Annotated in this window: 11 protein-coding genes; all 11 read left to right on the top strand. The window is 72.6% G+C overall.

What is annotated here, in order from left to right:
- Window positions 1–77 precede the first annotated feature (77 nt).
- The 11 genes from IMZ35_RS01540 (at window position 78) to IMZ35_RS01490 (ending at window position 11410) form a co-directional block, all read left to right on the top strand.
- Window positions 78–1385 (top strand): MATE family efflux transporter, encoded by a 1308-nt coding sequence (locus IMZ35_RS01540; protein WP_199439032.1) that lies wholly within the window; start codon window positions 78–80, stop codon window positions 1383–1385.
- Window positions 1386–1499: 114 nt separating this feature from the next.
- Window positions 1500–2831, top strand: coding sequence for an MFS transporter (locus IMZ35_RS01535; protein WP_307867650.1), 1332 nt, complete (start codon window positions 1500–1502; stop codon window positions 2829–2831).
- An 11-nt stretch (window positions 2832–2842) separates the two neighbouring features.
- Window positions 2843–3751, top strand: a complete 909-nt coding sequence (gene truB, locus IMZ35_RS01530; protein WP_199439030.1) for a tRNA pseudouridine(55) synthase TruB — start codon at window positions 2843–2845, stop codon at window positions 3749–3751.
- Window positions 3752–3796: 45 nt separating this feature from the next.
- Complete coding sequence (locus IMZ35_RS01525) at window positions 3797–4768, top strand: bifunctional riboflavin kinase/FAD synthetase (protein WP_199439029.1); 972 nt, start codon at window positions 3797–3799, stop codon at window positions 4766–4768.
- Between the two features lie 132 nt (window positions 4769–4900).
- Window positions 4901–5377 (top strand): helix-turn-helix domain-containing protein, encoded by a 477-nt coding sequence (locus tag IMZ35_RS01520; RefSeq protein ID WP_199439581.1) that lies wholly within the window; start codon window positions 4901–4903, stop codon window positions 5375–5377.
- A 1-nt stretch (window position 5378) separates the two neighbouring features.
- Complete coding sequence (thpR, locus tag IMZ35_RS01515) at window positions 5379–5915, top strand: RNA 2',3'-cyclic phosphodiesterase (protein WP_307867759.1); 537 nt, start codon at window positions 5379–5381, stop codon at window positions 5913–5915.
- A gap of 105 nt (window positions 5916–6020) precedes the next feature.
- Window positions 6021–6290 (top strand): 30S ribosomal protein S15, encoded by a 270-nt coding sequence (gene rpsO, locus IMZ35_RS01510; RefSeq protein WP_199439027.1) that lies wholly within the window; start codon window positions 6021–6023, stop codon window positions 6288–6290.
- A 281-nt stretch (window positions 6291–6571) separates the two neighbouring features.
- On the top strand, window positions 6572–8806 hold the full coding sequence (locus IMZ35_RS01505) for a polyribonucleotide nucleotidyltransferase (RefSeq protein ID WP_199439026.1): 2235 nt from the start codon (window positions 6572–6574) through the stop codon (window positions 8804–8806).
- 74 nt (window positions 8807–8880) lie between these two features.
- Window positions 8881–10215, top strand: a complete 1335-nt coding sequence (locus tag IMZ35_RS01500; RefSeq protein WP_229369234.1) for a M16 family metallopeptidase — start codon at window positions 8881–8883, stop codon at window positions 10213–10215.
- Window positions 10212–10976: a 4-hydroxy-tetrahydrodipicolinate reductase gene (gene dapB, locus IMZ35_RS01495; RefSeq protein WP_199439024.1), complete on the top strand. Its 765-nt coding sequence runs from the start codon at window positions 10212–10214 to the stop codon at window positions 10974–10976. The genes IMZ35_RS01500 and dapB overlap by 4 nt, the downstream gene beginning before the upstream one ends.
- Window positions 10973–11410: a tetratricopeptide repeat protein gene (locus tag IMZ35_RS01490; protein WP_199439023.1), complete on the top strand. Its 438-nt coding sequence runs from the start codon at window positions 10973–10975 to the stop codon at window positions 11408–11410. Before dapB ends, IMZ35_RS01490 begins: the two co-directional genes overlap by 4 nt.
- Window positions 11411–11441: the final 31 nt, after the last annotated feature.

Here is an 11441-nt window from a genome sequence, read left to right as displayed (position 1 = left end):
CACCCGGCCCTCCCGCGCGGCCTTCCCCGGAGCTAGGGTGTAACGACTGACTTCGTTTCAACGCTTTCGGGGGTGCCGTGGTGGACGACCGGGTGCCCGCGCGACGGGTCGTCTCCCTGGCGGTGCCCGCGCTCGGGGTGCTGGCGGCCGAACCGCTCTACGTGCTGGTGGACACCGCCGTCGTGGGACACCTCGGCGCGCTGCCGCTGGCCGGGCTCGCGCTCGGCGGGGTGCTGCTCACCCAGGTGTCGTCCCAGCTCACGTTCCTGTCCTACGGCACGACGGCCCGCGCCGCCCGGCTGCACGGCGCCGGTCGCCGCTCCGCCGCGGTCGCCGAGGGCGTGCAGGCGACCTGGCTGGCGCTGGCCGCCGGTCTGCTGATCGTGCTCGTCGGCCAGCTCGTCGCCTGGCCCGTCGCGCGGGCGCTGGCCGGGAACGGCGAGGTGGCCGCCACGGCGGTGTCCTGGCTGCGGATCGCCCTGTTCGGCGCGCCGTTCGTGCTGGTCACGATGGCCGGGAACGGCTGGATGCGCGGTGTGCAGGACACCGCGCGCCCGCTGCGGTACGTGCTGTTCGGCAACGGCCTGTCCGCCGTCCTGTGCCCGGTGCTCGTCTACCCGGCCGGCCTGGGCCTGGAGGGCTCGGCCGTCGCCAACGTCGTCGCGCAGGTGGTGTCGGCCGGGTTGTTCTTCCGCGCGCTCGCCGTCGAGCGGGTGCCGCTGCGGCCGGAGCCCGCCCTGATGCGCGTCCAGCTCGGCGTGGGCCGCGACCTCGTGCTGCGCAGCCTCGCCTTCCAGGCGTGCTTCCTGTCCGCGGCCTCGGTCGCGGCGCGCACGTCCATCGCCGCCGTGGGAGCGCACCAGATCGTGCTCCAGCTGTGGTCGTTCCTCGCGCTGGTGCTCGACTCGCTCGCCATCGCCGCCCAGGCCATCGTCGGCGCTGCCCTCGGCGCCGCGCGGCAGGAGCGGGCGCGGCGCTTCGCGTGGCAGATCACCCGCTACGGCTTGGTGTTCGGCACCGCTCTCGGCGTGCTGTTCGCCGCCCTGTCCGGGGTGCTGCCGCGCGTGTTCACCACCGATCCGGCGGTGCTGGCCGAGGTGCCGCACGCCTGGTGGTTCTTCGTGGCGCTCCAGCCGGTCGCCGGGGTGGTGTTCGCGCTGGACGGCGTGCTGCTCGGCGCGGGCGACGCGGCGTTCCTGCGCACCGCCACCCTCGTCTCCGCCGCCGCGGGGTTCCTGCCGCTGATCTGGGCGTCGCTGGCGTTCGGCTGGGGCCTGACCGGAATCTGGACGGGCCTGTCGCTGTTCATGCTCCTGAGGCTGGTCGCCGTGCTCGCGCGGACCCGCACGGGCCGCTGGGCCGTCGTGGGCGCCGTGCGCTCGTGACCAGACCCACGTCGCCGGAGCGTCACCCGCCGGGGGCGCGACGCGATGTACCGGGTGAGGAACACACCCAGCGGCCGACGACGCCCGCGCCCGGACCCCGAGGAGGGAACACCCGTGCCGGTCGATCGTGCCACCGGGCAGGCGTGGCTGATCTGGACCACCGCAGTGCTCGTCTACGTCGCCGCCGTCTTCCACCGCACCACGCTCGGCGTGGCCGGTCTGCAGGCCGGTGAGCGGTTCGGGCTCGGACCCGCCGCGCTGAGCACGTTCACCGTGCTCCAGGTCGGCGTCTACGCCCTCATGCAGATCCCCACCGGGCTGCTGGTCGACCGCTTCGGCCCCCGCCGCGTGCTCACCGCGGCGGCGCTGTTCATGGGCGCGGGGCAGACGCTGTTCGCCCTCGCCGACTCCTACGCGCTGGGCGTCACCGCCCGCGTCGTGCTCGGCGTCGGCGACGCCATGACCTTCGTGAGCGTCCTGCGCCTGGCCGCGGCGCACTTCCCGCCCCGCCGCTTCCCGGTCATCATGACCCTGACGGCGGCGCTCGGCGCGGCGGGCAACCTCGTGTCCACCGTGCCGCTGACGCTGCTGCTGCACAGCGCGGGCTGGACGTGGACGTTCCTGATCGCCGGTGTCGCCACCGCGGTGTTCTCCGCCGCGGTCGTCCTGGGGGTGCGCGACGTGCCCTCCGGCGCACCGGTCCCGGTCGTCGAACCGGTCCCGCTGCGCACGCTCGCCCGCAGGGTGCGGACCGCGTGGCGCGTGCCCGGCACCCGCCTCGGCTTCTGGGCCCACTTCTCCACGATGTCCACGCCCGCCGTCCTCGGGATGCTGTGGGGCTACCCGTACCTGGTGCAGGGGCAGGGGCTGAGCGCCACCGCGGCCAGTTCGGTGCTGAGCCTGCTCGTGGTGTCCGCGATCGTCGGCGGCCCGCTGTTCGGAGCGGTCATCTCCCGGCTTCCCGCGGCCCGGATGCCGATCACCATCGGCTACCTCGCGCTCGCCGTCGTGCTCTGGACCGTGCTGCTGGGCTGGCCCGGCGGCCGCGTCCCGCTGCCGGTGATCGCCGTCGTGTTCTTCCTGCTCGCCCTGGGCGGCCCGATCTCCGGCGTCGCGTTCGCGCTGGCCCGCGACTACAACCCGATGCACCGGGTCAGCACCGCGACCGGCGTGGTCAACGTCGGGGGCTTCCTCGCGGTCACGTTCACCGCGCTGGCCGTGGGCGTGCTGCTCGACCTGGCCGACGGCCTGCCGCGCGCGCAGGCCTACCGGATCGGCCTGCTGCCGGTGGCCGTCGTGCTGCTGCTCGGCACGTGGCGCACCACCGCGTGGTGGCGGCGCGCGCGGGCCGAGGTGTTCGCCGCGGAGGCCCGCGGCGAGGAGGTCCCGGTCCGGATCCGGCAGCGCCGGTGGGACGCGGCCGAGCTGGAGCCGGCGTCCGCCTAGGATGTGCGGTCGTGCCCGCTTCAGCCCGTGCTCAGCGCCCCGTCGTCCCTCCCGGCCTCGTCGTCGTCGACAAGCCGGACGGCATGACCTCCCACGACGTCGTCGCGCGGGTCCGCCGCATCCTCGGCACCCGCAAGGTCGGGCACGCCGGGACGCTCGACCCGATGGCCACCGGCGTCCTCGTGCTGGGAGTGGAGCGGGCGACGAAGCTGCTCGGCCACCTGGCCCTGGACAGCAAGGCGTACCTCGCGACCATCCGCCTCGGCTCGTCGACCACCACCGACGACGCCGAGGGCGAGGTGCTCTCCACCGCCGACTCCTCCGGCGTCTCCGACGAGGCCGTGCGCGCCGGGATCGCGACGCTCACCGGCCCGATCCAGCAGGTGCCCAGCGCCGTCAGCGCCGTGAAGATCGACGGCAAGCGCGCCTACAAGCGGGTGCGCGACGGCGAGCAGGTCGAGATCCCGGCCCGTCCGGTGACGGTGCACCGCTTCGACCTGCTCCAGCTGCGCCGCGAGGACGGTGGCGTCGAGCTGGACGTGATGGTGGAGTGCTCCTCCGGCACCTACGTGCGCGCCCTGGCCCGCGACCTGGGCGCCGACCTCGGCGTCGGCGGCCACCTCGGCGCGCTGCGCCGCACCCGCGTCGGCCCGTTCGACCTGCGCGTCGCCCGCACGCTGGAGCAGCTGGAGGCCGAGCCCGGCCTGTCGCTGAACCTCGACGCCGCCGTGGCCACCGCGTTCCCGCGCCGCGAGATCGACCCGCGCGAGGTCCTCGCCCTGTCCCACGGGCAGCGACTGGCGGCCGGCGGCTTCGACGGCGCCTACGGCGTGTTCGGACCGGACGGTCACGTGGTCGCGCTGGCCAGGGACGAGGGCCCCGTCGCCAGGGCGCTGGTCGTGCTGTCGCCGGCGGAGTGACCCGTCCCGCCCCGTGGCCGCGGGGGCGAGTCGTAGGCTGATCGCGTGCAACGGTGGCGAGGACTCGATCATCTTCCCGGCGGCTGGGGTCGCTGCGTCGTGACCATCGGCGTGTTCGACGGGGTGCACCGCGGGCACCAGGCGCTCATCGACCGCGCGGTGAAGCTCGCCGCGCAGCGCGGAGTGCCGAGCGTCGTCATGACGTTCGACCCGCACCCCTCCGAGGTCGTCCGGCCCGGCAGCCATCCGGCTCAGCTCACGACCCTGCGGCAGCGCGCCGAACTGGTCGAGGGGCTCGGCGCGGACGTGTTCTGCGTCATGCCCTTCACCGTCGAGCTGTCGCGGATGCCCCCCGACGAGTTCGTGCACGAGTTCCTGGTCGACCGGCTGCACGTCGCGGCGGTCGTCGTGGGTGAGAACTTCACCTTCGGCCACCGCGCGGCGGGCAACGTCGACCTGCTGCGCCGCCTCGGACAGCGGTTCGGATTCGTGGCGGAGGGCGCGGATCTGGTCACCGTTCACCTTCCCGACTCCGGAGAGGCGCAGGATGGGGAGGTGACCTTCTCCTCCACCTACATCCGCGCGTGCGTCGACGCCGGTGACGTCGCCGCCGCGGCGGCCGCGCTGGGCCGGCCGCACCGCCTGGAGGGCATCGTCGTGCGGGGCGACGGCCGGGGCAAGGACCTCGGCTACCCGACGGCGAACCTCTCCACGACCCGGTTCGCGGCCGTGCCGGCCGACGGCGTCTACGCCTGCTGGTTCACCCACTCCGCCGGTGGTGAGGAACGGCGGCTGCGCGCCGCGGTCTCCGTCGGCACCAACCCGACCTTCTCCGGCAGGGAGCGCCGCGTCGAGGCGTTCGTGCTCGACGTCGACGAGGACTTCTACGGCCAGCGCGTCGCTCTGGACTTCGTGGTGCGGCTGCGCGGCATGGAGAAGTACGACTCGGTCGAGGCGCTCGTCGCGCAGATGGACCTGGACGTCGCACGCACCAGGGAGCTGCTCGCCGACGTGTGAGCGGCCGGAATGCCCGTTTCGGCGGGATGGTCTGCCCGGTGGTGAACCGTTCGGCTCTTTCCCACGTGGTTGAGATGTGGTGCTGGCACGATGCGGTGAAACGGAGTGAGCGTGTCGATCGGAGAGGCGAAGGTGGAGGACCACAAGATCGTCCAGCGCAATCTCGCCCTTCAGCGGGAGTGGTACGGCGAGCCCCTGGGGGACCGGGTGCGCGATCTGGTGGTGGCGTTCGACGTGTCGCAGGCGCAGCTGGCCGAGGTGCTCGGCATCAGCGCGCCCATGCTGAGCCAGGTGATGAGCGGACGCCGCGCCAAGATCGGCAACCCGGCCGTGCTGGCGCGGATGATGATGCTGGAGCGCAAGGTCCTCATCCCCGAGGTCAGGGCGCGCAAGCCCGAGGCGCTGCGCGCGGCCCTGGAGGACGTGCGCCAGTCGAAGCCGACGGTGAGCCGGGAGGTCGTCCCGACCCACGCGGAGGACGTGACGAGCCTCGTGGAGCTGCTGCGCAGGCTGTCCGACCCCAGGGAGCTGCGCAACGCCGCGAACGCCCTCGGCGACGTCTTCCCGTTCCTGGGCGCCGCACTGCTCCGCGCCGCGAAGGACGAGTGAGCTGACCCGGCTGTTCACGGCGCTCGTCCCGCCGCCGCACGTGCGGCGCGCGCTGGACGCCGCGCTCGCCGGAGCCCGCGCCGCGCACCCCGGTCTGCGGTGGACCTCCCCCGCTCAGTGGCACGTCACGCTCGCCTTCCACGGCGACGACGCCGACACCGACGCGCGGATCGACGGCCTGGAGCGCGTCGCCCACCTGCCGGCCCCGCGCCTGGAGCTGGGCGCGCTCGGCACGTTCGGCTCCGGGGTGCTGTGGGCGGGCGTGGGCGGTGACCTCGACGCGCTGCGCGCCGTCGCGCTCGCCGCCGGAGCCGACCCGGACCGCTGGCACCCGCACCTCACCGTGGCCCGGTGGCGGGGCCGCACCCCGCCGCACGTCGTGGCACAGCCGCCCGCCGCCACCGGCTGGACCGCGCGGGAGGTCGTGCTGGTGCGCAGCGACGCGGAGCGGGGCGGACACGAGTACACGCAGGTCGCGGCGGTACCGCTGGCCCCGCCGGAGAGCGGCCGGGACGAGCTCGGGCACGATCCCTGGTAACCTCGTCTACCGGGTCTGGCTGCGGTCCGTGGCGGCCAGCACCGTCTCACCCCGCGACGCATCCGCGCGGGGCCGCACGGACCTGACAACCGAGGAGATCACCAGGTGGCTCTGACCACTGAGCAGAAGAAGTCGATCCTCACGGAGTACGGCGTCCACGACTCGGACACCGGTTCCACCGAGGCGCAGGTCGCGCTGCTGAGCAAGCGCATCGCCGACCTGACGGAGCACCTGAAGACGCACAAGCACGACCACCACTCCCGTCGGGGTCTGCTGCTGATGGTCGGCCGTCGCCGCCGTCTGCTCAACTACCTGACCAAGGTGGACATCCAGCGCTACCGCTCGCTGATCCAGCGGCTCGGCCTGCGCAGGTGAGACGTCCCGAAGGGGAGTGACCAGCGGGTCACTCCCCTTCGGCGTACAACCGGGAACCGGTGTAGAACCGGACCTGGTCGGGAAGAGAAGTACCAACAGGGGCAGCACGCCGCTCACGGGGACGACAGTTCGCCGGTCCTCGGTAGTGGTTCCCTGGTTCGGCGCAGAGCCCGCAGGGCCCGCCGGGAATCCAGGGGACTTCGATCGAAGACCGGCCTCGTCCGAACAGCGATCCCCGCGCCCGTGTGCGCTGCGCCCGCAAACGACGAGAGGTCTACTACATGACGGACACCGACATCCACGAGGCGACCGCCGTTATCGACAACGGCGCGTTCGGCTCGCGCACCATCCGGTTCGAGACGGGCCGCCTGGCCCGTCAGGCGGCCGGAAGCGTCGTCGCCTACCTGGACGACGACACCATGCTGCTGTCGGCGACCACGGCGTCGAAGCACCCGAAGGAGCACTTCGACTTCTTCCCGCTCACCGTGGACGTCGAGGAGCGGATGTACGCCGCCGGCCGCATCCCCGGCTCGTTCTTCCGCCGCGAGGGCCGCCCGTCGACCGACGCGATCCTCACCTGCCGCCTGATCGACCGCCCGCTGCGCCCGTCCTTCGTGGACGGCCTCCGCAACGAGATCCAGGTCGTCATCACGGTGATGAGCCTCAACCCGCAGGACCTGTACGACGTCGTGGCGATCAACGCCGCGTCCGCGTCCACGCAGCTCGCGGGCCTGCCCTTCTCCGGCCCGATCGGCGGCGTGCGCGTGGCCCTGATCGAGGGCCAGTGGGTCGCGTTCCCGACCCACGAGCAGCTGGAGAAGGCCGTGTTCGACATGGTCGTCGCCGGCCGCGTGGTGGGTGACGACGTCGCGATCATGATGGTCGAGGCCGAGGCCACCGAGCGCGTGATCGACCTCGTCGCCGAGGGCGCGACCGCTCCCACCGAGGAGGTCGTGGCCGCCGGTCTGGAGGCCGCGAAGCCGTTCATCAAGGTGCTGTGCGACGCCCAGGCCAAGCTGGCCGAGGTCGCCGCGAAGCCGACCGGCGAGTTCCCCGTCTACCCGGCCTACGCCGACGACGTGTTCGCCGCCGTCGAGCAGGCCGCCTCCGGTGAGCTGGCGCAGGCGCTGACCATCTCGGGCAAGCAGGAGCGCGAGGGCGCGCTCGACGAGATCAAGGCGTCGACGCTGGAGAAGCTCGCGGAGCAGTTCGAGGGCCGCGAGAAGGAGATCGGCGCGGCGTTCCGCTCGCTGAACAAGAAGCTGGTCCGCCAGCGCATCCTGCGCGACAAGGTCCGCATCGACGGCCGCGGCCTGACCGACATCCGGTCGCTGGGCGCCGAGGTCGCGGTCATCCCGAGGACGCACGGCTCGGCGCTGTTCGAGCGCGGCGAGACCCAGATCCTGGGTGTCACCACGCTGAACATGCTGCGCATGGAGCAGCAGATCGACTCGCTGTCCCCCGAGACGCACAAGCGCTACCTGCACCACTACAACTTCCCGCCCTACTCCACCGGTGAGACCGGCCGGGTGGGGTCGCCGAAGCGCCGCGAGATCGGTCACGGCGCGCTGGCCGAGCGGGCGCTCGTGCCCGTGCTGCCCAAGCGCGACGAGTTCCCCTACGCGATCCGCCAGGTCTCCGAGGCGCTGAGCTCCAACGGCTCCACGTCGATGGGTTCGGTCTGCGCCTCCACGCTGTCGCTGCTCAACGCCGGTGTGCCGCTGAAGGCGCCGGTCTCGGGCATCGCGATGGGCCTGGTCTCCGACGAGGTCGACGGCAAGACGGAGTACGTCGCGCTGACCGACATCCTCGGTGCCGAGGACGCGTTCGGCGACATGGACTTCAAGGTCGCCGGCACGAAGGAGTTCGTGACCGCGCTCCAGCTCGACACCAAGCTCGACGGCATCCCGTCCGAGGTGCTCGGCCGGGCGCTGGGTCAGGCCCGCGACGCGCGCCTGACCATCCTGGAGGTCATGGCCGAGGCCATCGACAGCCCGGACGAGATGAGCCCGTTCTCGCCGCGCGTCACGTCGGTCAAGATCCCGACCGACAAGATCGGCGAGGTCATCGGCCCGAAGGGCAAGATGATCAACTCGATCACCGAGCAGACCGGCGCCGACATCTCCATCGAGGACGACGGCACGATCTACGTCGGTGCGGCGGACGGCCCGTCGGCCGAGGCGGCGATCGACATGATCAACGCCATCGCCAACCCGCAGCTGCCGAAGGTCGGCGAGCGCTTCCTGGGCACCGTGGTCAAGACCGCGGCGTTCGGCGCGTTCGTCTCCCTGCTGCCGGGCAAGGACGGTCTCGTCCACATCTCGAAGCTGGGCAGCGGCAAGCGCATCAACAAGGTGGAGGACGTCGTCAAGGTCGGCGACAAGCTCCGCGTGGAGATCGCCGACATCGACCAGCGCGGCAAGATCAGCCTGGTCCTCGTCGAGGAGGACACCGACGCGGCGAGCACGCCCGCGACGGACGTCCCGGCCGACGCCGAGGCGGCTCCTGCACAGTGAGCACGAGTCACGACGTGACGGCCGCGGGTGCTTCGAGCACCCGCGGCCGTCCGCGTAGGACGGGATCGACGACGTTGGGACACTTCCAGAAGCCCGGCAGCACCAGGGTCCTGGAGCAGGGGCCGGGAGGCGTCGTGCGGCGCAGCGTGCTGCCGTCGGGGCTGCGCGTCGTCACCGAGCAGATCCCCGGCGCGCGGTCGGCGTCGGTGGGGCTGTGGGTGCAGATCGGGTCGCGCGACGAGCGCCCCGAGGTCGCCGGCGCGGCGCACTTCCTGGAGCACCTGCTGTTCAAGGGGACCGCGAAGCGCAGCGCCGCCGAGATCGCCGAGGAGATCGACGCCGTCGGGGGCGAGCTGAACGCGTTCACCTCGAAGGAGCACACCTGCTACTACGCCCACGTCCTCGACGAGGACCTGGCGCTGGGGCTGGACCTCGTGTGCGACGTCGTGTTCGACGCGCTGTGCGAGGAGAAGGACTTCGAGACCGAGCGCGGCGTGGTCCTGGAGGAGATCGCCATGCGCGACGACGATCCCGAGGACCTGCTGCACGACGCGTTCACCGAGGCGCTCCTGGGCGACCACGCCCTCGGACGTCCGGTGCTGGGCACCGAGCAGTCCATCGAGGACATGAGCCGCGACGCGCTGTACGGCTTCTACAAGCGCCGCTACACGCTGCCGCGGATGATCCTGGCCGTCGCGGGCAACGTCGAGCACGCCACCGTCATGCGCCTCGCGCGCAAGGCGATCGGCGACCGGCTGTCGCGGGAGGGCAGCCCGGTCGCGCCGCGCGCGGGCCGTGCCCGCATCGCGTCGGCCCGCAAGCTCGTGCTGCACACCGACGACACCGAGCAGGCGCACCTCATGCTGGGCGTGCGCGGCCTGGACCGCCACGACGAACGGCGGTTCGCGTTCAACGTGCTCAACGCCGCTCTCGGCGGAGGCATGAGCTCGCGGCTGTTCCAGGAGGTCAGGGAGCGGCGCGGCCTGGCGTACCAGGTGTACTCGTCGGTCGGCCTGTACGCCGACACCGGCAGCCTGTCGATCTACGCGGGCTGTCAGCCCGACCGGCTCGGCGACGTCGCCGGGGTGATCTCCTCCGTGCTGGAGGAGGTGGCCGCCGACGGCATCACCGACGCCGAGCTGGCGCGCAACAAGGGCCAGTTGCGGGGCACCCTCGTGCTGGGCCTGGAGGACACCAGCTCGCGCATGTCGCGCATCGGCAAGAGCGAGCTGAACTACGGCGACCACCTCAGCGTCGAGCAGACGCTGGCGCGCATCGACGCGGTCACCGTCGAGGAGGTCGCCGCGCTCGCGCGCGAACTGCTCCGACGTCCCGTCTCCGCCGCCGTGGTCGGGCCCTACGCTTCCGCCGACGACTTGCCGGCACAGGTTCACGAGGTGATCGCATGACCGAGCCCGATTCCCGCCTCACCAGGGTCGGGGTGATCGGCGCCCGCGGACGGATGGGCGCCGAGGTCGTCCGGGCCGTCGAGGCGTCCGAGGACGCGACGGTCGTCGCGACGGTCGGCGCGGGGGAGCCGCTGTCCGTCCTCACCGACGCGCGGGCCGAGGTCGTCGTCGACTTCACCAACCCCGACGTCGTGATGGAGAACGTCCGGTTCTGCGTGGAGCGGGGCGTGCACTGCGTCGTCGGCACCTCCGGTTTCGACGCGGAGCGTCTCGCGACCGTCGCGCAGTGGCTGGAGTCGGCGCCGCGGGTGGGCGTGCTCGTCGCGCCGAACTTCGCGATCGGCGCGGTGCTGTCCATGCGGTTCGCCGAGGTGGCCGCCAAGTACTACGAGTCGGTCGAGGTCGTGGAGCTGCACCACCCGCGCAAGCTCGACGCGCCGTCGGGCACCGCCGCGCACACCGCGCGGCTCGTCTCGCAGGCGCGCAGGGCCGCCGGGATGCCGCCGATGCCGGACGCGACGACGCAGGAGGCGGCCGGTGCGCGCGGCACCCTCGTGGGCGACGTGCGGGTGCACTCGCTGCGGGTGGCCGGTCTCGTGGCGCACCAGGAGGTCGTGTTCGGCACCGAGGGCGAGACGCTGACGATCCGGCACGACTCGCTGGACCGGACGTCGTTCATGCCGGGTGTCCTGCTCGCGATCCGCGGCGTCTTCTCCCACCCCGGCCTGACGGTCGGCCTCGACGGGTACCTCGACCTGTGAGGAGCCGCACCGTCGCCTTCGTCCTGATCGCCGCGCTGGTGGTCTACTTCGTGCTGCTCGCGGGCCGGGCGTTCGCCCTGCTCGGCACGGGTGACCCGGTGGGCGTCGCGCTCGGCGTGGGCGTGCTGATCCTGCCGCTCATCGGCGTGTGGGTGGTCTGGACGAACGTGCAGTTCGGCATGCGGACCGAGCGGATGGCGCGGGAGCTGGACGCCGAGGGCGGTCTGCCCGACACGTCCGGCCTCCCGCGCCGCCCGTCCGGCCGCGTCGACCGCGAGGCGGCCGACGAGTGGTTCGAGGAGCGCAGGGCCGAGGTCGAGGCCTCCCCCGAGGACTGGCGCGCCTGGTACCGCCTGGCCCACGCCTACGACCTGGCCGGCGACCGCACGAGGGCCAGGGAAACGATGCGCAAGGCGATAGACCTCCACCCCTGACTTCTCACGTCCGCGAGTTGAGCGTTCAGGC

Origin of the sequence: Umezawaea beigongshangensis (assembly GCF_016464305.1) — a bacterium.
GTDB lineage: Bacteria > Actinomycetota > Actinomycetes > Mycobacteriales > Pseudonocardiaceae > Umezawaea_A > Umezawaea_A beigongshangensis.
Note: the sequence above shows the minus strand (reverse complement) of the source record. Positions and strands in the feature narration are given on the sequence as shown.

What these genes read in the sequence shown, in the direction of transcription:
- IMZ35_RS01505 (WP_199439026.1), top strand. Translation starts at nt 6,572, where the DNA reads ATGACGGACACCGACATCCACGAGGCGACCGCCGTTATCGACAACGGC.
- dapB (WP_199439024.1), top strand. Translation starts at nt 10,212, where the DNA reads ATGACCGAGCCCGATTCCCGCCTCACCAGGGTCGGGGTGATCGGCGCC.